The following is a 26626-nucleotide window of genomic DNA, read 5'->3' as shown; positions in this document are numbered from 1 at the left end:
CTCCATTTTTTACTCACTATGTAGCTTATCTATTTTCAGAACCAATTTCAGGTGATTCCGTAAAAAAATGTGCTCGAGAACACAAAATTCGTGTGTTCGAGCACATTTTTTGTGTTTTTTCTTGGTTAATAAAAATATAATCAATAGTTTCGTCAAGTAGTTAAAATATCATATAGGATTTTTCCTTCTTTAAAAAGTCTTTTTAGGATACAAAAGAGTAAAAAATCAACACAATAATTACAACAAAAAATAACCGCAAAAAACAATCATTAACCAAAAACCAAACAGAAGTATGAAAGAAGCACTTTCAAAAAATCCTAAGATTTTAAAGTTGCAGACAGTACTTGATAAAAGTTTAAAAACAACATTGTGTACCTTGTTGTCCGTAACTTTTCAAATTACAACTGCTGCTCCCTCAAAAGAGATTTCTTTAAACAAAACCAGTTTACTGGCCTTCCAAAAAATAGTGAAGGGTAAAGTTGTAGACGACAAAGGAATTCCAATTCCCGGTGTAAATGTTATTATAAAAGGATCCAAAACAGGGGTTCAAACGGATATCGACGGTAGCTTTGCCATCGAGATACCAAATGCCAACACCATTTTAGTATTCTCCTTTTTAGGAATGCAGGATCAGGAAATCCCAGCTGGAAATGGCACAATCAAAGTCACGATGAAAGAAGCCGGACAGCAGATGGACGAAGTTGTTATCGTAGGATACAGCAAAGTAAAAAAGGAAAGTTTAACCGGATCATTACAAACTTTAGATAATAAAAAATTATTGGATGTTACTACTCCGAATGTCGAAAACTTATTGGCAGGAAAAGCAACCGGAGTTTTCGTCAGTACCAGTGGAGGTCAGCCTGGCGGTGCTTCAAAAGTAGTTATTAGAGGTAGAAGTACTGTAAACGGAAGTACGGATCCTCTATGGGTAGTCGATGGTGTAATTGTGGGAAACAGTTCCCCTCCAATGAATCCTTCTGACATCGAAAATTTGACGGTTCTTAAAGATGCCGCTTCTACAGCTGTTTATGGTTCACAAGGAGCCAATGGGGTAATTGTAGTCACCACAAAAAGCGGTAAAGCCGGGAAATCAACTATTAATTTCTCTTCAAGAACAGCAATCTCGACCGTAAACAATGGAAATCTCAAAATGATGAACGGATCTGAATTATATGACTTTTATGATTCTTTTGCGAACAAACAAGATTTTCAAAATGTTTGGTGGTGGACTCCTGAATTAAGAAACAAAAACTACGACTGGTGGAAAAATGGTACTAAAACCGGTATTGCTCAGGATTACAACTTATCGATTAGTGGTGGTGGAGAAAACTTCAAAAGTTATGTTTCCTTAGGAGTTTATGATGAAACCGGAGCTGTAAAGGGCTACGATTACAAAAGATACAACGGTTTGATGAAATTTGAATACAAACCAATTTCATGGCTGACTATAAAACCACAGATCAATTTAACCCGCGAAAAAGTATACGATCAACAACATAGTGTAGGTGCTATGTATCGCAACCTGCCTTGGGATAGTCCTTATTTACCGGACGGGTCATTGGTAGGAAATGCACCCAACCCAACCTGGGTAAATACGACCGGATCTAACTATTTGTATGATTTACAATGGAATTATTCTGAATCAGAGAAATATAGTGTTCGTGCCAATATGGATTTCGATGCAAAATTAACAAGCTGGCTGACGTATTCTTCTGTAAACAATTATATCTTCGACAATTACAATTCAACAGCCTATTCGGATCCTAGATCCTCCTCGGCCTTAGCCGTAAAAGGGAGAATAGAAGACCAATTTGAAACTTATAACAAACTATATACTAATCAATTATTAAGATTCAACAAGTCGTTTGGTGTACATAATGTGAATGCTGTTGCAGGTTATGAATGGAATGAATATAATTTCAAAAAAACACAGGCAATTGCAACAGGTATTCCTCCTGGAATTAGTGTAACAGACCCCGCTGCAAAACCTGAAGCTGTAAACGGGAACAAAAAACAATGGGCCGTACAATCCTTACTATCAAATGTAAATTATACCTATGATAATCGTTATTTGGCACAATTTTCTTTCAGACGTGACGGAGCATCGAATTTTGGTAAAAATGCACAATACGGTAATTTCTTCTCTATTAGTGGTGGATGGAACATTCACAATGAAGCTTTCTTTAAAGCGGACTGGGTGAACAACTTAAAACTAAGAGCGAGTTATGGTTCTGTAGGGAATCGTCCAAACAGCTTATACGGCCACTTGCCACTATATACTTTTGATTATAGCTATGATGAAAACCCTGGTGCCTTAATTTCACAATTAGCCAATCCTGATCTAAGCTGGGAAAAAACATTTACGACCGGTGTGGGTCTGGATATAAGTCTTTTCAACAGAGTAAACATTACTTTAGATTATTACGATAAAGATACTTCTGATTTATTGTATCAGGTTCCACTTCCGGGAGTTATCGGGGTAACCCGTATCTGGAGAAATGTTGGGGCTGTAAACAACAGAGGATTCGAAGCCTCGGTTAATGTAGACATTATCAAAACTAAAGATTTGGTTTGGTCCTTTGATGCCAATATTGGGTTTAACAAGAACAAAGTCACACGTCTGTATGGAGACAAACAAGAAATAATCGCCCCTGATGGTAGTGGTATTTCAGGAGCAGCTGATAAATTATGGAAACCTGGTTACGATGTAGACAGCTGGTTCCTTACGGAATGGGCTGGCGTTGATCCGGAGAATGGGAAACCACAATGGTTCACAACAAATACTGCCGGTGAGCGTGTAAAAACTTATAGTTATGGTGAAGCTTCTAAATTTAAAAAAGTAATCGGTTCCTACACTCCCGATTTCTTCGGAGGATTCTCAACCAGCCTGAACTATAAAAACTTTGATTTTGCCGCTATTTTCAGTTATTCTGTTGGAGGTGAAATCTACAACTATGCCAGATCAGAATTTGACTCAGATGGTGCCTATTCTGACAGAAACCAAATGAATCTGCAAACCGGATGGAGCCGTTGGGAAAAACCGGGTGATATTGCTACACACCCACAGGCGATTTACAACAACCCGAGCAACTCTCAGAAATCCTCTTCCCGTTTCTTAGAAACCGGAACTTATTTAAAAATGAGAAGTCTTTCTTTGGGGTATAACATACCGTTACAACATTTACATATTACCAACTTAAGATTATTTATAACCGGAGAAAACTTATTCACCATCTCACATTTTTCAGGTGTAACCCCTGAGTTGTCACCAAATTGGAACGCTGCTACAGAACAATATGTAATTTCGGGCGTAGCCTCAGATATTTATCCGCAAACTCGTAAAATTACACTAGGTCTCAACTTAACGTTATAAAATCAAAATCATGAAAAAGATATTACTATTAGGTATTGCAATTAGTGTTCTGAGCTCATGTGAGTTAGACAGAGAACCTTTTTCTTCCTATACAAAAGATAAAATACAACAAGATAAAGAAGCTTCGGTAGAAGTATTACTAAACGGATGTTATGCCCAATTAAAAACCTGGTCAGATGTGATGCACCGTGTTGGTGAATATCCGGGAGACAACATTATGATTAGAGGAACTTCTACAGATCACTTTTACTCTTTTATTTCCTATCAGCATGTTCCCGACAATAACAGATTATCTACTTTCTGGAACAATGGTTACAAAATCATTTCACAATCAAGCGATTTGATAACATCTATTAAAGAAGGAGAAAGCCCTGCTATCGACCAACAATTAGGAGAAGCTTATTACTTAAGAGGCATGATTTATTTTTACTTATGCCGTACGTACGGAAGACCTTACGCACAATCACCTGAGACTAATTTAGGTGTGCCGATTGTAAACGGTCTACCGGCAGATCTTTATAATTTGAGACTTCCGGATCGTTCTACTGTAAAAAACACTTACGACCAGGCAATTAACGACTTGAAAAAAGCGGAAGCCTTAATGACGGTTGGTAAATCTGCTGCTTATGCTACCAAAGAAGCGGCTCAGGCTATGCTTTCAAGAGTCTATTTGTACATGAGTGGTACCTATGAAACGCCAAATCAGGAGTATGCAACACTTGCTATTGATTATGCAAAAAAAGTAATCATGAGCGGCAGATACAACCTGTTGAGCCGAGCAAACTTTATGAAATACAATACTTTTGCACCGGATGCTGCTGAACAAACTGAAACTATTTTTGCAGTAAAAAGAGTAGCTTCAGAATATTCAGGCTTCGACCACTATTATGGAATTGGAGGAATGTATGCCAATATTCAGGGACAAGGATGGGGAGAGATGTATGCCAGCGGAGAATACCTTGATTTATTGAGAAAAGCCGGACTTAAAAAAGATGCTCGTTGGGCCTTTATTGATCCGCAATACACCAAAGATGCCAGTGGAAATAAAACAGAAGCTTTCCGTTTTATCACAGATGTTTTCAATGCCGGCGGTACACAAACCGGATACAATTATGTGCAGCAGCCTTTAAAAACAAAAGCCGACGGATCGTATTTTATAACCATTGGAACTACAGACTACAACCTTACCGTTGTAAATGCAGCCGAAAATCAATACTCCATCTCTTATCAGGGGAAAACCTATACTGGAGAGAAAGATTATATGATGCTTTTAAACCGTGTCTATCCAATGTTTTATATCACAAAATGTTCTTTACAAAATAATGATTCACACCTACACTCGCCTATCATCTCAAGATTAGCCGAAATGTACCTGAACATGGCCGAAGCTTATGCAAAAAAAGGAGATTACTCTAATGCTTTGACTAACCTGAACATTATTCGTGAAAGATCAATTGTTGGTGGAGGTTATACATCCTTAAACAGTACAAACGCTGTACAGCGTATTGATGAAGAACGTCAGTTAGAATTGGCTTTTGAAGCACACCGTGGTTATGACGTTTACAGAAACGGACAGACCATGACACGCCGTTACCCGGGTCCTCACTTACCAATGAATGACATTCCGGCGACAAGCCCTCGTGTGGTACAATACATCCCGCAATCTGAAGTTAATGCTTACCCTGGAACTTTAACACAAAACCCATAGTTTTTTATTTATTGTTTGTTTTGAAACCTCTCTAATTTGGTCAATTAGAGAGGTTACTTTAAAAAAGAAGAATACATTTATAATAACTTAATCGCAACAAATGAAAAAAATAGTATACCTGTTTTTTGCTTCTTTTCTAGTTTCGGTTTCCTGCGTTGGCAGCAATGATGATGTACCATCGAAAAATGAAACCATAGAAAATCCAAAAACGACAATTTCTCTACCGCTTGGTGGAAATGCGTATAGTTCTAAACATTTAGATGAAACTAATACAATTACAGACAATGGCATCGAGAACTGGAAGGATTCCAATGAGTTTTTCACCGCCTATTTCAGGATTTCCAAACCCGGAACCTTTCAAATTACCGTAGAAGAATCAGTCGAAGTTTATGGAAAATCAGAACTGGAATTTTCGATTAATAATGAATCCAAAAAAGTAAACTTCACCACTTCAAAAAAGGCTGTTATCGCAGGAACCTGGAACCTTAAAAAAGAAGGATATATTGCTGTTAAAATAAAAGGAATCAGTAAAACCGGCGATCGTTTCCCGTCTATTAGTCGTCTAACGATTGCAAGTGCTGATTTTGACGGTAAAATCTCCTATGTACCCAACAATGAAGGTGACTTTTATCATTGGGGACGTCGTGGACCTTCTGTTCATTTAAACTATCAGACTCCCGAAAACACCAACACCGAGTGGTATTACAACGAAATTACCGTTCCTCAAAACGAAGATAAAATCGGGTCTTACTTTATGGCAAATGGTTTTGGCGAAGGTTACTTCGGAATTCAGGTAAACTCAGCCACCGAAAGAAGAATTTTATTCTCGGTTTGGAGCCCGTTTACAACTGACGATCCTAACAGTATTCCGGAAACTCATAAAATTAAACTACTGAAAAAAGGCGAAAATGTACACACAGGCGAATTTGGTAACGAAGGCTCAGGAGGACAAAGCTATCTGAAATACAACTGGAAAGCCGGAAACACCTATAAGTTTTTACTTCGCGGATTGCCTGCCGGTAATAACACCACCACGTACACCGCTTACTTTTACGCTCCCGAATTGAATAAATGGTTATTAATTGCCAGTTTTAATCGTCCTCAAACCAATACCTATTTGAAAAGATTTCATTCCTTTCTGGAAAATTTCATCCCGGAACAAGGAGATCTGTCTCGCAAAGTCCTGTTCAATAATCAATGGGTTTGTGATGAAAAAGGCAACTGGTTCGAAGTTAATTCAGCACGCTTTACAAACGACAACACAGGGGTAAAAGAGTACCGAATGGATTTTGCCGGAGGAACGGAAGATGGTTTCTTTTATCTAAAAAATGGAGGCTTTTTTAATGACTATACCACGCCAAAAACTATTTTTACAAAACCATTAACAAATAAAAAACCGGAAATCAATTTCAATACATTACCATAAAATACCTCACAACAATAATCCCCGATAATCGGATTTTAGATTATCAATCATTTCAAATCAAAATAATACATTATGAAAACTAGTATTTTAAAATTCATGTTAGCCGCCTGTATTCTGTTTGGAGGAACAAACGCATCGGCACAAATGATTAAAACCAAAACACCTGCCCGTGCAAAAGGCCAAACCGACGTCTTGCGTTTGGCAACAGCACCAATACCTACCGTTCGTGTTGCCTTTATAGGTCTTGGAATGCGTGGTCCCGGAGCAGTTGAGCGCATGACACATATTCCGGGTGTAGAAATTGTCGCATTATGTGATATGACACAGGAAAATACTTCTAAAGCAAACGAAACCTTAACCAAAGCCGGATTTCCTAAAGCTCAGGAGTTTTACGGTGACGAAAATGCCTGGAGAAAAGTTACCGCTTTACCTAATGTGGATTTAGTATATATCGCTACCGATTGGAAACACCATGCGATCATTGGCGTTCAGGCCATGAAAGACGGTAAACACGTAGCTATAGAGGTTCCCGGTGCAATGACAATGGAAGAAATCTGGCAGCTTATTGATACTTCCGAGAAAACCCGTAAACACTGTATGCAGCTTGAAAACTGTGTGTACGACTTCTTCGAACTTACAACATTAAACATGGCGCAGCAAGGTGTGTTTGGAGAAATTCTTCATGCCGAAGGATCTTACATCCACGGACTTCAGCCTTTCTGGGGAGAATACTGGAACAACTGGAGAATGGATTACAACATCAAACACCGTGGTGACATCTATGCTACACACGGTATGGGACCGGCTTGTCAGGCTTTAAACATTCACCGTGGTGACAAAATGAACTTTTTAGTTTCTATGGATACTAAAGCAGTTGGAAATCCGGCATACATTAAAGAAAAATCAGGAAAAGAAATCAAAGATTTCAGAAATGGAGATCACACCATGACCATGATTCGTACCGAAAACGGAAAAACAATCCAGATTCAGCACGATGTTACCTCTCCTCGTCCGTACAGCAGAATGTACCAATTAAGCGGTACAAAAGGTTTTGCTAACAAATACCCACTAGAAGGATATGCTTTAGACGGCAAAGAACTAGGTGACGACGTAAAACCAAATCACGAAAAATTAAGTGCACACTCTTTTGTTCCGGCAGAGGTGAAAAAAGCATTAATGGAAAAATACAAACACCCAATTGTAAAAAACATCGAAGAGCAGGCTAAAAAAGTGGGTGGTCATGGCGGAATGGATTTCGTAATGGATTACCGTTTGATTTACTGTCTGCAAAAAGGACTTCCGTTAGATATGGACGTTTACGACTTAGCCGAATGGTCTTGTTTAGGTCCATTAACCGAGATTTCCCTTGACAACGGTTCAGCTCCTGTAGAAATTCCGGATTTCACACGTGGCGGATGGAACAAGTTGAAAAAATTAGAATTTTCAGAATAAAAATTTATTGGTTAGTTAGTAGAAACAAGAGGGCGCGATTTATAGTGCTCTCTTGTTCATTATAGTCAACACTAATTAAAATTAAAGATGAAAAAAATATACCTTACCTTTCTGTTTCTTTCTCTTATCCTTTGTGCAACAGCACAAGAGAAACAAAGTTTTGCTATTGCTAATGGAAATTTCCTGTTGAACGGAAAACCCATACAAATTCATTCCGGTGAAATGCACTACTCGCGCATTCCACAGCCCTATTGGCGTCATCGCTTAAAAATGATGAAAGCAATGGGTTTAAATGCTGTGGCCACTTATGTATTTTGGAACTATCATGAAACGGCACCCGGAATCTGGGACTTTAAAACCGGAAATAAAAACCTCGCCGAATATATTAAAACGGCTCAGGAAGAAGGTCTATTTGTGATTTTACGCCCGGGTCCTTATGTTTGTGCCGAATGGGAATTTGGAGGTTATCCGTGGTTTTTACAAAATGTTCCTGATATGATCATTCGTGGAAACAACACCGCCTATCTGGCCGCAACTAAAGCTTATTTTACCGAATTGTACCATCAGGTTAAGAATTTACAAATCACCAAAGGAGGCCCTATTATTATGGTTCAGGGCGAGAACGAATTTGGATCCTATGTAGCGCAACGCAAAGATATTCCGCTTGAGGAGCATAAAAAATACAGTGCTGCCGTTTTTCAGCAGTTAAAAGATATTGGTTTCGAAGTACCGTTTTTTACTTCAGACGGAAGCTGGTTGTTTGAAGGCGGGGCTTTACCCGGTGCACTCCCAACAGCAAATGGCGAAAGTGATATTGCGAAATTAAAAAATGTGGTCCACCAATTCAACAACGGACAAGGTCCGTATATGGTGGCTGAATTTTATCCGGGCTGGCTGGATCACTGGGCTGAACCCTTCCCGACACAAACTCCGGAAGAAACTGTTAGCCAAACACAAAAATATTTAGACCATCAGGTTTCATTCAACTATTACATGGTACATGGCGGGACTAACTTCGGCTTTACTTCCGGAGCCAATTACGACAAAGAACATGACATTCAACCCGACATGACTTCTTACGATTACGACGCTCCAATTAGTGAAGCAGGTTGGGCAACCCCAAAATACAATGCGTTAAGAGCCCTGCTTAAAACCAATGAAACTCCGGCTGTTCCGGCAAAAATGCCTGTGATCACTATTCCGAATATTGCCTTAACGAAAGTCGTTGACTTAGCCGATTTAAAGTCTAAAATCCCTCCCGTAACGGCAGACAATCCTTTAACTTTTGAACAACTCAATCAGGGAGACGGTTATGTTTGGTACAGCAAAAGATTTACACAGCCTATTAGCGGGAAGCTGGAACTAAAAGGATTGCGCGATTATGCCATCGTGTATGTCAACGGAAAAAAAGTAGCAGAACTGAACCGATACTATAAAAAATACGATTGCGAAATTGAAGTTCCTTTTAATGCAACACTAGATATTTTGGTGGAGAATATGGGACGTATCAATTACGGCTCTCAAATTAATGCCAATAACAAAGGAATTATTAGTCCCGTAGTTATTAATGGCGAAACCATTACCGGAAACTGGAAAATGTACAAATTACCAATGACACAGGAACCGGATGTAACAGCTTACAAAAACTCAGCAAAAACAGATCGTCCTACGGTATATCAGGGAAACTTTAATCTGAGTAAAACCGGAGATACCTTCCTGGACATGCGCGACTGGGGCAAAGGAATTGTTTTTGTAAACGGAATCAATATTGGGCGTTACTGGAGCGTTGGCCCACAGCAAACACTGTATGTTCCGGGCTGCTGGCTTAAAAAAGGCAAAAACACCATCCTGATCTTTGAACAGAAAAACGGAAAAATCCAAAAGGAAATAAAAACAATGGTTACTCCAATTTTAGAGGAATTAAAACCCGAAAATGGTTAGTAAACCATAGGGCGAGCCAAAAAGTCAGCAGCTCACTATTTTCTTTAAACTACAAATACTTTTAATTTTTTTTTTAAGAATTACCTAAAACTATTGGCTGAAAAAAAAATGACCTTTTTAATATTCAAAAAAGGTCATTTTTTTTATTTTTTAATACCAAGAGAATTACTTCTTAATTTATCCTTTCGTCTCCAATTTATTAAAAAAAGCCCTTAAGATCTATTTTAGAAAACCGATACAGAAAGTACTATTCTTTTATAAAACACTTACTAATATTTTTTATTTTAAGTACATATAATCCTGCAGACAGGGCATTAACATCAATCTGTCCTGAATGGAGAGTCCCTGATAATACCTGCTGTCCTGTAATATTGAAAATTGTAAATTTTTCTTTTTCAGCATTCCTAACAATTAATACCTCTTTTACAGGATTTGGATATACTTCGATTTCTTGAGGTTCTTCCAATTCTTTTATAAAAGTCTTTCTCATACCTCCATTAGGAATCCTCAAATCTGTTACGGTTACATTAGATGTTATATCAATCTTTTCATCAGCCAACAGCTGAAAAGTACATAAATGAGGATACTTAGTAGCAATAGTATTTCTTATTACTAAAGCCTGACCGGGCGTAAACATAAAACGACAGTTGCCATAATCCATCATGTTTTCTATTAATCTTCTCTGACCATTGCATTGAACAGGTGCAATGCAATCTTTATAGGTGTCCTCATAGGTATCTTCAGCAGGAGGAGTATCGCTAATTCCGTCATTTAAACCGGTACAGCCTCCCATAAAAGTGTGTTTTAATCCAAAAAAATGTCCCAATTCATGAGTAAGAGTATTCACATTTAGTGAATTGTAATCCATCAAAATCATTTTTTTAAAGATTTCTCCGTTATCTGTAATTGTAGCTCCTGTCGCAAACTCTCCAACAATATTAGAATTAACTCCACTTGTCTTCATCTTAGGTACAAATTTAACAAATACTTCTCTATCTGTAATAGTATTGAAATCGATCTCACCGTCTTTCTTATCATCTACTATTTTATTTGCATCATATTCCGTTTTCCCTTTTTTGATCGTAAAACAACTGAACGTACCTCAAACCTAATAATCATCACTTATTAATTGCCAATCGGTACCATCACTTTGGAAACTATAGATTCTGTTACTACCCATAACAGCAGTGCTGGATCCTCCTCTGTCTAAATAAAATGTAGTTGTATTTTTATTACCGCCAGTCGTATTCTTAATAATATAAATTCTTCCTTTACAGGTACTGGCTGCAGGAAATGTAACCGCTCCTGCACTTGAATAAACACCTGGTTTTAAAATAAGTGTGTAATCAGTATCGGTTAAAGTGGTACTGCCTGTTACTGCTCTTATGGGTAAAGAAACTGACCCGCCTACCTGCAAAACAGAATTGGCAACTGCTCCATTTGTAAATATCCCTACTCTAACGGTACCCGCTGTACCAGTTCCCTGTCCTTGTATGCGCATCATTTCAAAGGTACCATCGATAAAATGATACTTTTTAAATATAATAGGCTCATCACCATTGTCCCCGGTAATAATTTCTAAAGAACCACTATCATTGGTACCTGCAGATCCTATTTCAAAAAAATCATTGCCAGCAGAACTTCCTTTCCATCTAAAATTTCCATCTGAATTCGAAAAAAACATAGATTTAAATGAGCTCGCTGCGGGAACTTCAAATTGTAAAGCAGAAACTCCATTGCCTCTTAGATAGGCCATGTATTGATTTGGATCACTAAAATCTGCAGCTGTTGTTACCAACCCCAATGTACTGCGTTTTCCTACTTCAAGAATAGAAGTAGTATTAGAGGTCAGGGCTACTTTTGTATCAGTGGTCGTTCCTAATACACTGGTTGCTGTTGCATTCGAATTACCGTTTAAACTCCAGCTATTTGCACCTCCTCCTATTAAAGAAAGAGTACCATTGCTCAACCCAATATACAATTGATTCGTATCGGAGGTTTTGTATAAATTACCTAGTCCGGCATTGGTAATCGTTGGTGCTAATGCCGAAGTGGTACTAATTTGAGAACGGCTAATGTTACTGAAAAGCAGTATTAAAAATATAAATTTAAACTTCATTTTTTCCTAAATCTATTTAATTCTTTTTACAAGTAAGGAAGACCCGTTATTGGTCATCGTTAGTGACGAAACACCAGCAGCAGCAGTAGAAGCGTATATACGCCCTTTTACAATAATCGTAACATTGGCTGTTGTGGTTTCTATTATTTTAGTTACTGCGACTGAATTTTTATCCACAAGGCTATTTCTGGAATAGGTATACGCTCTTGTGCCCGGTGCTTCTGTACCTCCAACCTCCAGGTAGAATTCTCCGCCGGATGTTTCATTATTAATAGCCGTTGTACTTACTCTGTAGGTTATTTCATAACGACCAGGTTTGATAATGATAAGCATATTTGATGTTCCAGTAAAATCTGAAAGATCAAAAATTCCAAAACCAGAAAATCCAATACTTGAAAAGCTATTCGTAAGCACCTGAGAAACAACCGGAGTAGCAAGATATGTTTCCGCAACGTTCCCTATTCCCTGCTCTATAGTTCTCAAAGTTCCTTTATTATCAATCACTTTGATCTTTTGTGCATACCCCAGACTACAAACTGCCAAAAAAAGCGCCAAAATATTGATTTTAAGAAACATATAGATTTATTTACAAAGATTATTTAACATACTGAACTTCAATAACATCAGAGGCATACATTGGTATGAAGCTCTCACTATACGTAATAGTAACTTTATCCGCTGCTGCAACAAAATCGGTACCTGATCTTAATTTAATACCGTTTCTAAAAACAAATAATTTAGCATCTGTAGTTCCGGCAGTCAGAACCGGTAAACCCACTACCGCAACATCTACATTTGCGGCCGCATTGGCTACTTGTGTATACTCTACTCTGATTCCGCTCACTAAACTTTCGGCTTTCATTTTTTTGGTAGCACCTGTAGCTTCGTCTCTTACTAATAAAGTCCAGCCTGTACCTGTTCCGCCATGTATTGATGCTGTTGTTGCATCGGTAGATGGAGCGCCTGTTTCTAAAACAAGACCATCAAGACCAAATACTTTTCCGGTTGCATCTATATAAGTATCATCGGTCAGTTGGCCTCCTAATTGCCAGGTGGTGGTGGTGAGCTCATTAGTTTTATTTACAATCTGTGTAATACCATTACTGGATTGAAAATACTTTATCGTACCTTTATTATCAACCACTTTTACCGCGCTCGTAAATCTGTTAATGTCTGCCTTCGACTGTGCATTTGCTGCGCTAACTCCAAGAAGAACTGTTGCACAAAGTGCAAATTTTAAAAATTTCGCTTTCATCATTTTTCTGTTTTAATTATTAATTTTAATTTATGGTTTACGTTTTTGTATTAATAAATCAGTACGATCCGTACTTCATCATTTTGATAGCAAATAGCACTGGGCTCTAATTTTATAGTACCAGGTTTCACTATGGAGAAATCTACTCTGATACCATTTCTGTATACATTTACTTTTTGCGGATCATTAATGGGAGATACCGTTGTGAATTCTGCCTGACCTTCTTTGGCGATATACAATTCCTGTTTTTCCTGTACAAACGAAGTTGTTGCGACTTTTTTCAGTGCTCCTGTACTTTTATCTGCGACTACAATTTCATCGGTTGTGAGATCTCCCGCTTCCAGCCCTTTTATGGCAAGTGTATTTATCGCTGTTGTGGTTACCGTTGTGGGGGTTTCTAATGCACCTCCTAATTGCAGCTTGCCGTTAGAAAATGTCAGACCGTTACCAGCTGTTACCGATAGAGTGTCATCCGTGATCGCTATTTTATTCCATTTATTTTTCGACCAATAATAATATCCGGGTGTAATATCTGAAACGGTGGCGATGTTGTAAACCAGTAAACTTTCAACATTACCATTTGCAATCGTCGTTAAGTCTTTACTTCCCGTTAATGCGATTCTGGGAATAATAACCCCTTTATTAGTTGAAACGATATCAAGCATTGCGGAATTATCCGGTTTAGAATTCCCTATCCCTACCTGGCTATACGAGACACCATATAATAGTAGTAAAATCGAAATAAATAGTAATCTGTAACTCATCCTAATTTTTTGTATATCAGTTCCACAAAATTGCTTAATTTATTTTGCAAGATTAATCCTAAAAAAAGCAATGATTTAATCAAAAGCAATAAATGGTTTATCTGAAGTTATATGTGGAATATTAAGTTAAAAAATGGTTTAATATTCTTCATCGGACCTTATGAAGCGTTGTCAGTGACCGTCATCAGATAAAAAAGTTGAGACCGATTGTGTCAGAGATGTACCCGGACAGGAAGGACAGATACAACCGCTTTGGTTAGAATGTTACCGAAAAGAGGAAGGCAAAATGTTGGGAAGAAAAAGATCGATTTAAACAGCTCTTCAATAAGGCGTTTCACTTATTTAAAACAAACAGAGCCAGCTATATAGGTAAGAAACAGGCTTCTTTTTAGATTCTTTTATAAACATATACCAATGCGTCGGGACTAGGTGTTAAATGTTTTTTTTGAATTACACCCAACGGGTTATAAAAGGTAATACAAAAATGGGCGAAATGCCTTTTTAAGAATACAAAGCCTAAACCTACCTATTAAATGTACAAATAAATTGCACCGGCGGAAATCTTACGAGTTTTTCCACTTATTACTTCTAACTTTCAAAAATGTCAATATATAGACCAGCTGTTACTTATCGTTTATATAATCTAAAAATATGAAGTAACATTGTTTGTCATTTTTTCCCTAGGATTGGTACTAAGAGAAAATCTATTTCGCAGTACCGTTTTTATCCGATTTTCAATTTATACACAGCTTAGGTACTCGAACGGCATCTCTTTCTCAAAAATTGCACGAAATTGGGAACATCTGGCATCGGGTAGTATTACCTTATCACAGATCAGGATGAAGAAAAATATAAGTGAATAGCTTTGAAATTTATTCAAAAAGAAGGAATAGAGCAGCAGTAAAATAAAATAGCAATTTTTAAGATGAGAATACTAAATTTAAAAAGCAGTCTGGTACTTTTATTGATTCCATATTGTGCCACTTCCCAAATAATCAATACAGGCGAGCTTTTTGTGGCATCCAATACTCCTGTAAGTTTTGTAAACGCTTTCGATAATAAATCTAAAGCTGTTTTAATTAATGATGGTGAATTATTTTTATACAATCATATAAACAATGACGGCTTGATCAGTTTTAGTCCTGGTAATTCCAGAAGCATAACACGATTAAGAGGAGTCTCAGGGTATCAGAATATATCCGGGAATATCCCTATCGAACTCTATAATGTCGAATTTAATAACACTAGTAATGGTAATGATGCAACTTTTCAGGTTTCTAACTATTTAAGTATTTCGGGAATGGCCGACTTCAAAGAAGGAATTATCGACGATGATTCTTTTGGAGGTCTGGTTATTTTTGAAAATGGCTCAGGCTGCGTAAATGTTAGTGACAAAAGTTTTGTAGATGGTGAAGTAATGAAAAATGGAAATAATGACTTTACCTTTCCGGTTGGAGATCAATTAAAATACCGTTCTGCTGGCATTTCTGCTCTTAAAATGGATACTGATGCTTTCAGTGGAAAATACTTTCTGAAAGATGCAGGTATTTTGTATCCTTTTAAGAATAAAACAAGCAATATTCTGGTTGTAAATGATAAAGAATACTGGGCCGTTAAAAAACTAGGAAGCACTTCAGATCTTATCCTCACTTTAAGCTGGGATGAATCGGTAACTCCGGCAAGTATTACTGAATCGCCTTCTGAGATCCATATTGTGCGTTGGGATAGTGCTAAAAATAGCTGGATTGACGTAGGCGGAGTAGTGAACAAAGAAGATCAAACGATCTCTTCTCCTGTTAATCTATCCGGTAATGGTATATTTACTACTGCTAAAGTTAAAAAAACAGTTTCTTTTGTAGTGTATAATGCCGTTTCTCCCAATAAAGACGGACTGAATGATTATCTAAGAATTGAGGGGTTAGACGGGACTCAAAATGAAGTTGAAATATACGATAGCAGAGGGATTAAAGTATTCCGAACAACAGCATATGGCACCAATGAAAACGTTTTTAATGGATTTGCTAATGTCAAAAATGTTTTCTTAAAAAACGAAGGACTGCCTGACGGAACTTATTTTTATATTCTATCCGTTACTAAAGATACTTTTACAACGAAACAAGTCGGGTATTTATATTTAAGTCAATAAAAAAGGGTGGTTATTTTACTTTTCACACCATAAAAATGCCCCCAAATAGTGTTTGACTTTTTTGGGGGCATTTTAAATGTTCTTTACTTTTAATACTTCAGATTACTTCCAGTTAAAAGTAATTTTCTTTTCGATTTCAGGATTCAGACTTAAAAATACCGGACAGGTCATCGCAGCGCGTTCCAGGATTGTTTTGCTTTTCTCATCGGCATCCCCTTTCATTTCAAAAGCGATTTCAATCGCTCCTATACGTCTCGGTTCTGCGTTCATAATCTTCGTTACTTCGGCAGTTGAATCGACTAAATTTACATTCAGATCACGGGCTTTAATTCCCATAATCGTCATCATACAGCTCGCTAAAGCATTGGCAACAGTATCTGTGGGAGAGAAAGCTTCTCCTTTTCCGTTATTGTCTACAGGAGCATCCGAAATGATTTCACTTCCGGATTGCACATGGATTGATTTTGTTCTTAAATCGCCTAAATAGGTTACTTTTGATGTCATTAATTTGCTACTTTTAAAGTTAAATCATTATCGTAATATAAGATGTAAACACCTTTGTTTGCGTGCCCGCCATCCTCTTTTTTATAAAATTGAAATTTATTGTCAACCTGTTCTGTTGTCATTAAATCGGCTGTTTCCTGATAGGTTTTTCCCTGAACCAAACGCATCATGGTATCAAAAGTAACATCAAATCCTCTTGTAGCGTAAGTATTTGGATTTACTTTATTTTTCAATCGGTACTCTTTTTCGAAAATCAAAACAGAAGATTCATCACTATCACGGGTAACTGACGGATACATCAATTTCAGCTTAATTAAACTATCAAAACTAATCTCATCCGAATCCAGCGTATTGTTTGGCTCTAAAACAACCAACTGTATCTGACAGGTTTTTTGAGCATCTGTCAAAGCTTTTATGGTCGTTCTAACCATTGCCGTATTGGCCGTTTCCATTACTACATAGTTCATTCGGTTAGGCAACAATAAGCTTTTTAAATTGGCCACATCCAGAGCTCCGGTTTCAGTCAGATTAGCAAAGACAACTCCTTTTTGGTTTTGTTTGATATAACTGATAACTGATTCTTTCTTTTTGTCTACCACCGCAACGATGTTTCCATTCTTCCCTCTCATATAATCAAAAACGGCATTTCGCACCACATCGTTTGATGGAATCGTCTGATACAAATTATCAATTGGGTTGGCTTTGTCTTTTGATAATGGAGAAATCACAGGAATATTATACAAACGCAATGTATTAGCAGTAGATTCGGCATTACTTTGATAAAAAGGCCCCACTACAGCATTGGCATCCTGCAATTTATTCTGAGCCATTAAACCTGAAACATTGGAACTATTTTTCGTCTCCTGAGAATCATAAATTGCAACATCAATTGGCAGCTTTAAAGTTCTTGCCGAATCGATTGCCATCAAAGCTCCCGAATAAAAGTCAAGCGTCATATTCAAAAATTTATCACTCTTAATTCGACTGGCAGCACTGATCGTATCCCCCTGCATTTTCGCTAAATTGAATGGCAATAATAAAACCAGTTTTTTACGATCGTTCTCCCCTCTTTTTTTAGTCAGTTCCACCACTTCCGGATTCGCGGAAACGGTTTCAGACTTCACTTTATCTACCACTTTTATTCCTGCCGTATTTTCAACTGGTTTTTCAATGGTCTTTTCAATCGTTTTTTCAACTTCTTTTTCAGCAGGCTGTTGGTGTACGATAATTGGTGTTGATGCCACATATCCTGCCGGAACTTTTAAAACCATTCCCTCTTTTACTCCTTCAGAAAGTGCCGGATTTAAGGCCGTTAATTCTTCCTGAGTAATATGAAAAGTATGCGTTAAACTATAAAAAGTTTCTTTGGGTTTCACCTGATACTCCATATAAGACGTTGCTTTTTTCGAAGTTTCCACTGCTTTTTTTGTTTCAGCCGGTTTTACAGCAGCAGCCACAGGCGGAGCAGAAGTTTCTGTTTTAGGAGCAGTTCCTTTTATCGTCAGACGATACCCTATCGGTAAGTTGGAAACAATTGGAGGATTTCGCTTTTCTAATTCTTCAACTGTCATTCCATATTGTTTTGCAATTGAAAATTTAGTTTCTTTTGCCACCACATCATGGTAAATATACTTTTCCGGTGCTGCCGATTTCGGTTTCGCTGAAGTTGCAACAGTTGTTTTCACCGCACCTCCTTTTGACGGGATCTCAAGAGTTTGTCCAATTTGCAAACCGTCTTTCACCAAAAAAGGATTAGCTGCTTTTAAAGCTTCATCCGTAACATTATATTTTTTCTCAATTCCAAACAAAGTTTCTTTTGGCTGTACTTCATGTGTAATCGTCTTTCCTGAATTTGAACTTTTCACAGGAGCAACATCATTTTTAACTGCTGTTTTGGCACCACTTGTCGGAATCAATAAAACGGTATTGGGTTTAACTCCATTTCTGGCATCAGGATTCAGAGAATAAATATCATAAGGCGTAACCTTAAATTTAACAGCAATCTGGTTAATAGTTTCTCCGCTTGAAACCGTATATTTTACCACCTTTTCTTGTGAAAATGCGGAACTGGTTGCAAAAAAAATCAGAGACAATAATGTTGAATAATATTTCATAATAAAGCTTAAAACAATTTAATTCCTAATTCAAAAACAAGTTACAAAATTCTCTGTAAAACAAAATCCCTGCCACTTGTTTTTCTGCATTGCTTATTCTCTAAGATCAATCTCGACCTTAGCAATACTTACCTCTTTATATAACTCATCTTCCTCTTTTTTCTTGCATTGATATAGTACTTCTTCCATATTTTGGTACTTATCGGAGTACACATAGTACGAAAGACTATTAATATTAAAAAAGAAACTGGCGTTAAAATCGCCGGAATCAATGAGTTTCATAATAAGCTTATCCCTTAGCGTTGCGTCTGTAAATATACCTAAAACTAAGTAATAGCCGTTTGAAACTTCACGAAGATTATCATAAACTTCCACCTTTACCGTTTTATCTGTTCTAAGTGGATTTTCTTTTAACTCACGCTTCATTTCTTCTGATGAGATCATTTTTGAATCGCCAATTAATCCGTTTTTTTTCTGATTTTTAATCGCCTGATCCTGATACTTTTTCAATTTCAGCAAAGCCACTTTATCATCAAAATTTCGGGCTTCCATGCTATAATAGGATGCTTTACTGATATGTCTCTTCACTTCGATCTTCTTCTGATTATCCAGTGAGTCAATTTTAGCAATCAAAAGCTGATTCTTTGCATCACCTTGCTCCTGCTCTATTTTGTACTGCTTTATTTCTTCCAATGAAAGACGTTGCTGCAATGAAACCGGATTATTATTTTTTTCGCTTTCGCGGATTTTTCTCTTGTATTCCTGGTTTTCGGCTACAGCGATTTTTTCGACTTTATTCATTAAACCGGCATATACTTTTCGGTTTTCTGCCAACTCTTTTTTTAACTGAGACGATAATTCATTCGTTTTCCCAATACTTTCGTAAGATTGTTTTTCCAGTCTTTTTGATTCGTCAACATTTAAAACATCCAGTCTTTTCAAATCGACCAGATCATCCTTCATAGTACGAACCAGCGAATCCAGTTTCGCCATTAAAACATCCTGCACATTTTTATTGGCTTCCAGTACCAATCGCAATTTTTCAACTGAATTTTCTTTCGAGCCATTCATATCATTCAGATTGATTTTCAAATCATTAATTTTTATAATTTTCTGATTCATTTCTTTCTGAACAACCAAACGGTCTTTCAAATCTTCCAATTCCACTGTTTTGGCTTTGGTTTTTTCCACCACTACCTGCTTTTCGGCCAGAGCAATCATCAGTTCTTCGCTTTCATTTGTTGGCTTTACACCTTTTGTATTAATGGCCAGCTTATTTCCAACAATCAGTCCGTTTACGATTTCAGGATTCTGCGATTCCAGCTGATCAATCGAAATTCCATATTTTTTAGCGATCGAAAACTTTGTTTCTTTAGGTTCGACCACATGAAAGACAGTTTCCTGATTGATGACACGAACTCGTCCGTCCAAAGTTTTTCGTTTATTCGGAATCGCAATAGTCTGTCCAACTTGTAATCCATTTTGAAGAAGATTTTTATTCCCATTTTCCAAATCCAAAACCGAAACATTATACTGTCTCGCAATACTAAATAAAGATTCTTTGGCCACAACCTGATGGCTGACTTTTGAAGAAACTGTACTTTCAGTTTGAGAAAGGTCTCCGGAACCTTGCGGAATAATTAATTGCTGACCAATCTGAAGTCCGTTGGTAAGAATCGCCTGATTGGCATTCTGAAGAGTTTCCACCGAAATGTTATACTGTTTTGCTAAACCAAAAAGAGTTTCTTTTGCGCCAACAACGTGAGTAATCTGCTGACTGGAATTTGGTTTTTCAGAGGAATGAACAGGAATCCTGATCATCTGATCGTCTTTGATTCCGTTTTGTGATTCGGGGTTGAGTTTGTAAATTTCTTCTACTGAAACCTTGTACTTTTGGGCAATAAAGTAAGCAGTTTCCCCCTTTTGAATCCGATGCTCAATAATTGAATCTTGTGCAGTTATTTTGTTAAAAGACAAAACAAACACAAGAGAAATCGTTAAAAATTCTCTCATAAATAGTAGGTTTAAAAAATTAAGGCGTTACAAATGTAACGCCTTAATTTTAAAAAATAGTACTATTCCCACTCAATTGTTGCAGGTGGTTTTGAGCTGATATCGTAAACCACACGATTCACGCCTTTTACTTTATTGATAATATCGTTAGACACTTTCATCAAGAAATCGTACGGTAAATGAACCCAGTCGGCTGTCATACCATCTGTTGATTCTACAGCTCTAAGCGCTACTACTTTTTCATAAGTACGCTCATCGCCCATTACACCAACGCTGTTTACCGGAAGCAAGATTGCTCCTGCCTGCCAAACTTTATCATACAATCCCCATGATTTTAATCCGTCGATAAAAACGGCATCTACGTCTTGTAAAATCTGAACTTTTTCCGGAGTAATATCTCCTAAAATTCTAATGGATAATCCTGGTCCCGGGAAAGGGTGTCTTCCTAATAATTCAGGATCTATTCCTAAAGTAGCTCCTACTCTTCGAACTTCGTCTTTGAACAGCATTCGAAGCGGCTCTACAATCTGTAATTTCATATAATCTGGCAATCCACCCACATTATGATGCGATTTAATGGTTGCCGATGGTCCTTTTACCGAAACTGACTCAATTACATCAGGATAAATAGTTCCCTGTGCCAGCCATTTTACATCTTCGATTAAGTGTGATTCATCATCAAAAACTTCGATAAATACACGGCCAATTGTTTTACGTTTGGTTTCAGGATCACTGATTCCTGCTAATTCTGACAGAAAACGATCGCCTGCATCTACTCCTTTTACGTTCAATCCCATTCCTTTGTATTGATTCAATACATTTTCGAATTCATTTTTACGCAAAAGTCCATTATTAACAAAAACGCAATATAAATTTTGCCCAATTGCTTTGTTTAACAGCACTGCAGCAACAGTAGAATCTACTCCTCCTGACAATCCTAAAACCACTTTATCATTTCCTAATTTCTCTTTTAATTCTCCCACCATTTCTTCTACGAAAGCTCCTGGTGTAAAGTTTTGAGGAACATCAGCGATATCTACTAAAAAGTTTTTCAGCATTTTTGACCCATCGGTAGAGTGAAAAACTTCAGGATGGTACTGAATAGCATAAGTAGTTTCACCTTCAATTTTATAAGCGGCAAATTCTACATCATGTGTGCTTGCTAATTTTACAGCATTAGTTGGCAAAGCTTTGATACTATCGCTATGGCTCATCCAAACCTGGCTGTTTTCAGAAACTCCGTTGAAGAAAACTTCATTCTCTTTAATATAAGACAAATTAGCTCTTCCATATTCTCTGGTGTTCGAAGCTGCTACTTCACCTCCACTAAAATGAGCTAAGTATTGTGCTCCGTAACAAACTGCTAACATTGGAAGCTTGCCTCGAATTTGAGATAAATCAGGATGTGGAGCATCTTCTGCACGAACAGAAAAAGGGCTTCCTCCCAAAATTACGGCTTTATAAGGTGATAAATCACTAGGAAAGTGATTGTAAGGGAAAATTTCGCAGAATATATTTAATTCGCGAACTCTACGCGCAATAAGCTGAGTATATTGCGATCCGAAATCTAAAATAAGTACGTTGTGTTGCATGCGCAAAAGTACTTTTTATATTCGAATTTGAAAAATCAGAACGCTGAAAAAATAAATATTTTTTTTCAACGTTCTGATTTTAGAGGCTCAAAGGCTCAAAGCAACAAAGATTCAAAGGTTTACTAAAATTAAGAAAAACATTTGCTTTGTTCCTTCAAACCTTTGCATCTTTGGACCTAAAATAAATGAAATCCAAAAACCAATTTATTTCGTACGTAACGAAAAACCCAATTAAAATTTAACTATGAAATCAAAATTAATTGCCCTTTCTCTCTTTTTGTCTTTGTTTTTAAGCTCTTGTGATGCTGTAGATAATTTATTGACTTTTACGATTTCAAACGAAACTTCTATTCAGATAAAGAGTACTTCTCCTATCAATTTGCCTTCGGAAATTATCACTCCCGATGTCACTACAAATTCTTCTGCCGAGTTTGAGAACAATAAAACCAAAGCCAGTTTAGTAAAAGATGTTAAACTGAAATCGCTTAAACTAATGATTACAAATCCAACCGATAAAACATTTACGTTTTTAAAATCGGTTCATTTGTATATCTCTACCACAGATTCTGATGAGATCGAACTTGCGTATCAGGATAATATCAATGCCTCCACCAACAGCATCGATTTGATTTGTACCGATGCAAGACTGGACCAGTACATTAAAGCAGATAAGTACAAAATCAGAACAAAAGTTACTTTGAAAGAAACGCTTACTAAAGATGTAACCGTAAAAGCAGAAATGAAGTTTAGAGTGACTGCGGATCCATTTTAGAAAAAAGGTTCTGAGGTTCTGAGATACTAAGGTTCTGAGTTTTTATAGAAAGACTTAGAACCTTTGTTCCTTAACCTCTTTGCATCTCAAAAAAACTGCTTTGAGGTTACCCCAATAATCACGTAGTTATCATGTATTAAAAAACTTAGAACCTTAACATCTCTGCCCCTTAGTATCTTAAAAAACTATTGTAAGGTTACCCCAATATTCATGTAGTTATCATCAATTAAAAAACTTAGAACCTTAACATCTCTGCCCCTTAGTATCTTAAAAAACTGTTGTAAGGCTACCCCAATATCCATGTAGTTATCATGTATTAAGAAACTTAGAACCTTAGCATCTCAGCCCCTTAAGTATCTTAAAAAAAACTATTGCAAGATTATCCCAATGATCATTAATTATCATTTTTTGAAAAACTTAGAACCTTAGCATCTCAGCCCCTTAGTATCTTAAAAAAACTATTCTTTTGTCACAACAATCGAAGCCTTAAATCCAGCGGCAAGGTTATCCCAGTAATCATTGGTTACCAATTGTCCTTTATCATCGTAGACTTGGATTTCTGCTGTGTTTCCGCCCAATGTACCAATATTTAAAGCTTCAAAATCTAATTTATTAAACCCTGCTGCGAGGTTTATTTTTACTTCTTTAAAATTGGACCCCAATAGTATCTGGCTGGCAATTACGGCATCATTTGATGAGACTTTGACCAAATCGCCATCGATGGCTCCAAAGTCTCTTAATTTTATGATGAAATATTGTGATTTTGTTCTAAAATCCCCCAGAGAGATATTTCTTTTTACCAGCGTTCCACGTCCTTCTTTCAAACCGGCATCTCTTAAAGCTTTGTCTAAATCTTTCTCCATTTTAGGCACGTAACGATCTCCCGGATTGGCAAAATCAGTTTCGGTAGACATGGTAAACTTACTTTTCTCTGCCCCGATCTGAAATTGAGATTTTGGAGTAATACTGGTATTGTCAAAAACATTAGGAGTTTTAATCCCCGGCATATCCAGATTTTCACCCTGAGGATCTTTTATTTCCGGAATTGGAGTCTTTTTGGGTTTTGCCCCAAATTTAGGTGCCGCAATAGGCTTGAATTTAGTTCCAAATTCCTTTTGCGCCGATACAGTAACAGCAGTAAAAAATAATATGAAAAATAAAATGTGTTTCATTGAAAAAGTATTATCGAATCGGCTTTTATATTTGCTTTAAAATCGGGATCTGGAATCACAAAAATAATATAATATAGTTAAGCACTACAACTTTAAGACTTTTATAACACTATATTATGCCTTTTTTTGGAATCAAAAAACCTGCCAAAAACTGCAAATAGGACCAAATTAATTTCAAGTCTAAAACTCCAAATACTGAAACTCCAAATACCAAATACCAAATCAATCGGAAGACTTCTGAAACTATGAAAATGTTATTTTTTCAATTTAAAAAAAGCATCATTTTGATAATTAACAACTTATTCCTAACTTCATTCTTTCAAAGAGAAATACTAAAAATTAAACTCATATCGTAAATCGGACACCTCGGAACTTCGATTATTTTTCAATTTAGAATAATAAATCAAAAAACACACCTCTGTTCCGGTTGTTTAAAACATCTGTCGAAATAGCTAATTTATTAAATTTTCAATCCATGGATTATATTGATTATTACAAAGTATTAGAAATCACAAAATCTGCAACTGAAGCTGAAATCAAAAAGGCTTATCGAAAACTGGCGCGAAAATACCATCCTGATTTAAACCCCAATGACAAGGAAGCGGAGAAAAAATTCAAAGAAATAAATGAGGCTAACGAAGTTTTAAGTAATCCCGAAAATCGTAAAAAATACGACAAGTACGGAAAAGACTGGAAACATGCCGACGAGTTTGAAAAAGCAGGTTACGATCCTAATCAACAGCAATATTCCAGACAACAGCAAGGCAATCAAAGCTACACTGATTTTGGTGGCGGAAACTTTTCCGAAAGTGATTTCTCTGATTTCTTCAATTCTATGTACGGTTCTTCAGGGAGAAGTTCCAGAGGTCAGGCAAAATACAGAGGTCAGGATTTTAATGCCGAATTACAGTTAGATTTAGCATCCGCTTACACGACTCACAAGCAGAATCTAAGTGTTAATGGCAAAAATATCCGAATCACCATTCCGGCCGGAGTGGAAAACGGACAGATTATTAAAATTCCAAATCATGGTGCACCCGGTGCAAATGGTGGTCCAAATGGCGATTTATACATCACTTTTTTAATTGAGAATGATTCCGATTTTAAGCGGGAAGGCAATAATTTATATGCCGATGTTGAACTCGATTTATACACCGCTATTTTAGGTGGAGAAATTTTTGTTAAGACTTTTGACGGAAAAGTAAAAATAAAAGTCCCGGCCGAAACTCAGCCCGGAACTAAAGTAAAATTAAAAGGCAAAGGTTTTCCGGTATACAAAAAAGAGAATCAGTTTGGTGATTTATACATTACTTACACTATAAAAACTCCAACACAACTGTCTGAAAAAGAAAAAGAATTATTTGAAGAACTAGCTAAACTAAGAAATCATGAGCAGTAAAAACTTAATCCATATCAAACAATTTTGCCTCTATCACGAAATTGAGAACACCTTCATAACGGAGCTGCACAATTACGGTTTGGTAAAAATTATAATACTTGAAAAAGACGAATATTTCCAACCGGAACAATTGCCAACTGTTGAGAAAATGATACGCCTTCATTATGATTTAAAAATTAATCTTGAAGGTCTGGATGTCATTGCAAATCTATTAAGCAAAATAGAAGGGCTTCAGCAAAACCTTACTGCTACCCAAAATAAACTTCGTCTTTACGAACAGCATCAAATCGACTAAAGAACAATTTGATGCTTTAAAATATCACAAAAAAGAAGGAATTCCGAAATGATTTCAATTCAATCGTACTCTTTTTCATTGGCATATTTTATAAATTGCAGCTCTATTAACAAACCCGAATTTGCCTTAAAAACAAAGAAGTAAATTCAATAAACCAAAAGAAATGAAAAGAGAAAACATCTTAACAGGATCACCTTGGGAAGACAAAATGGGATATTGCCGTGCCGTAAGAATTGGCAACATCATCGAAGTTTCAGGAACTGTAGCTATTGTTGATGGTGAAAAAGTAAAAGCTAATGATGCTTATGCTCAAACCTACAACATTTTGGAACGTGTTGAAAAAGTTTTAGAAGATTTAAATGTAGGAATGAAAGATGTGATCAGAACTCGAATTTTCACTACTGATATTTCGACTTTTGAAGAAGTAGCAAGAGCGCATTCCTCCTTTTTTAAAGATGTAAAACCAACAACCGGTTTCTATGAAATCAGTAAACTGGTTGCTCCGGAATATTTAGTTGAAATTGAATTTACAGCTGTTGTTCAATAATTTTTTGACCCGAATTTCACGACTTTTCTATTTT

General features: G+C 36.7%; 20 protein-coding genes. 10 read left to right on the top strand and 10 right to left on the bottom strand.

Features of this window, described 5'->3' with window-relative positions:
* The first annotated feature begins 292 nt into the window (after window positions 1-292).
* The 5 genes from OLM58_RS14675 (at window position 293) to OLM58_RS14655 (ending at window position 9900) form a co-directional block, all read left to right on the top strand.
* Entirely contained in the window at window positions 293-3373 is a 3081-nt protein-coding gene (locus OLM58_RS14675; protein WP_264529518.1) for a SusC/RagA family TonB-linked outer membrane protein, read from the top strand.
* A 10-nt stretch (window positions 3374-3383) separates the two neighbouring features.
* On the top strand, window positions 3384-5081 hold the full coding sequence (locus OLM58_RS14670; protein ID WP_264529517.1) for a RagB/SusD family nutrient uptake outer membrane protein: 1698 nt from the start codon (window positions 3384-3386) through the stop codon (window positions 5079-5081).
* A gap of 100 nt (window positions 5082-5181) precedes the next feature.
* Window positions 5182-6507, top strand: coding sequence for a DUF3472 domain-containing protein (locus OLM58_RS14665; RefSeq protein ID WP_264529516.1), 1326 nt, complete (start codon window positions 5182-5184; stop codon window positions 6505-6507).
* A 96-nt stretch (window positions 6508-6603) separates the two neighbouring features.
* A complete protein-coding gene (locus tag OLM58_RS14660) occupies window positions 6604-7959 on the top strand; it encodes a Gfo/Idh/MocA family protein (RefSeq protein WP_230000595.1) in 1356 nt (451 codons plus the stop codon).
* Window positions 7960-8046: 87 nt separating this feature from the next.
* On the top strand, window positions 8047-9900 hold the full coding sequence (locus OLM58_RS14655) for a glycoside hydrolase family 35 protein (protein ID WP_264529515.1): 1854 nt from the start codon (window positions 8047-8049) through the stop codon (window positions 9898-9900).
* A gap of 247 nt (window positions 9901-10147) precedes the next feature.
* Here OLM58_RS14655 and OLM58_RS14650 read toward each other — a convergent pair whose 3' ends face one another.
* The 5 genes from OLM58_RS14650 to OLM58_RS14630 all read right to left on the bottom strand — a co-directional run bounded on the left by OLM58_RS14650 (window position 10148) and on the right by OLM58_RS14630 (window position 14038).
* Complete coding sequence (locus tag OLM58_RS14650; protein WP_264529514.1) at window positions 10148-10864, bottom strand: zinc-dependent metalloprotease; 717 nt, start codon at window positions 10862-10864, stop codon at window positions 10148-10150.
* A gap of 144 nt (window positions 10865-11008) precedes the next feature.
* Window positions 11009-12019, bottom strand: coding sequence for a hypothetical protein (locus OLM58_RS14645; protein ID WP_264529513.1), 1011 nt, complete (start codon window positions 12017-12019; stop codon window positions 11009-11011).
* 12 nt (window positions 12020-12031) lie between these two features.
* Window positions 12032-12595 carry a hypothetical protein gene (locus OLM58_RS14640; RefSeq protein WP_264529512.1) on the bottom strand — a complete coding sequence of 188 codons (564 nt, stop codon included), beginning with the start codon at window positions 12593-12595 and terminating at the stop codon, window positions 12032-12034.
* A gap of 19 nt (window positions 12596-12614) precedes the next feature.
* The gene (locus OLM58_RS14635) at window positions 12615-13277 is read right to left on the bottom strand and encodes a hypothetical protein (RefSeq protein ID WP_264529511.1); all 663 of its coding nucleotides are present in this window, start codon (window positions 13275-13277) and stop codon (window positions 12615-12617) included.
* Between the two features lie 47 nt (window positions 13278-13324).
* Window positions 13325-14038 (bottom strand): hypothetical protein, encoded by a 714-nt coding sequence (locus OLM58_RS14630; protein ID WP_264529510.1) that lies wholly within the window; start codon window positions 14036-14038, stop codon window positions 13325-13327.
* 925 nt (window positions 14039-14963) lie between these two features.
* On the opposite strand from OLM58_RS14630, the gene OLM58_RS14625 reads away from it, so the two are divergent.
* Complete coding sequence (locus OLM58_RS14625) at window positions 14964-16184, top strand: gliding motility-associated C-terminal domain-containing protein (protein WP_264529509.1); 1221 nt, start codon at window positions 14964-14966, stop codon at window positions 16182-16184.
* Between the two features lie 102 nt (window positions 16185-16286).
* On the opposite strand, the gene OLM58_RS14620 is transcribed toward OLM58_RS14625, so the two are convergent.
* The 4 genes from OLM58_RS14620 to guaA form a co-directional block, all read right to left on the bottom strand.
* Complete coding sequence (locus OLM58_RS14620) at window positions 16287-16688, bottom strand: OsmC family protein (protein ID WP_017497321.1); 402 nt, start codon at window positions 16686-16688, stop codon at window positions 16287-16289.
* On the bottom strand, window positions 16688-18802 hold the full coding sequence (locus tag OLM58_RS14615) for a LysM peptidoglycan-binding domain-containing protein (protein WP_264529508.1): 2115 nt from the start codon (window positions 18800-18802) through the stop codon (window positions 16688-16690). Before OLM58_RS14615 ends, OLM58_RS14620 begins: the two co-directional genes overlap by 1 nt.
* Before the next feature lie 93 nt (window positions 18803-18895).
* Window positions 18896-20815, bottom strand: coding sequence for a LysM peptidoglycan-binding domain-containing protein (locus OLM58_RS14610; RefSeq protein ID WP_264529507.1), 1920 nt, complete (start codon window positions 20813-20815; stop codon window positions 18896-18898).
* Between the two features lie 62 nt (window positions 20816-20877).
* Window positions 20878-22407, bottom strand: a complete 1530-nt coding sequence (guaA, locus tag OLM58_RS14605) for a glutamine-hydrolyzing GMP synthase (RefSeq protein WP_264529506.1) — start codon at window positions 22405-22407, stop codon at window positions 20878-20880.
* 244 nt (window positions 22408-22651) lie between these two features.
* On the opposite strand from guaA, the gene OLM58_RS14600 reads away from it, so the two are divergent.
* Window positions 22652-23179 (top strand): hypothetical protein, encoded by a 528-nt coding sequence (locus OLM58_RS14600; RefSeq protein ID WP_017497316.1) that lies wholly within the window; start codon window positions 22652-22654, stop codon window positions 23177-23179.
* 458 nt (window positions 23180-23637) lie between these two features.
* On the opposite strand, the gene OLM58_RS14595 is transcribed toward OLM58_RS14600, so the two are convergent.
* Window positions 23638-24351 carry a hypothetical protein gene (locus OLM58_RS14595; RefSeq protein ID WP_264529505.1) on the bottom strand — a complete coding sequence of 238 codons (714 nt, stop codon included), beginning with the start codon at window positions 24349-24351 and terminating at the stop codon, window positions 23638-23640.
* 475 nt (window positions 24352-24826) lie between these two features.
* Here OLM58_RS14595 and OLM58_RS14590 point away from each other — a divergent pair, with 475 nt between their 5' ends.
* The 3 genes from OLM58_RS14590 (at window position 24827) to OLM58_RS14580 (ending at window position 26592) form a co-directional block, all read left to right on the top strand.
* On the top strand, window positions 24827-25750 hold the full coding sequence (locus tag OLM58_RS14590) for a J domain-containing protein (protein WP_264529504.1): 924 nt from the start codon (window positions 24827-24829) through the stop codon (window positions 25748-25750).
* Complete coding sequence (locus OLM58_RS14585; RefSeq protein ID WP_264529503.1) at window positions 25740-26045, top strand: chaperone modulator CbpM; 306 nt, start codon at window positions 25740-25742, stop codon at window positions 26043-26045. Before OLM58_RS14590 ends, OLM58_RS14585 begins: the two co-directional genes overlap by 11 nt.
* Window positions 26046-26208: 163 nt before the next feature.
* Entirely contained in the window at window positions 26209-26592 is a 384-nt protein-coding gene (locus tag OLM58_RS14580; protein ID WP_017497312.1) for a RidA family protein, read from the top strand.
* Window positions 26593-26626 lie beyond the last annotated feature (34 nt).

This window comes from Flavobacterium sp. N502540 (assembly GCF_025947365.1).
Taxonomy (GTDB): domain Bacteria; phylum Bacteroidota; class Bacteroidia; order Flavobacteriales; family Flavobacteriaceae; genus Flavobacterium.
This window is presented reverse-complemented; position numbering and strand designations above follow the sequence as displayed.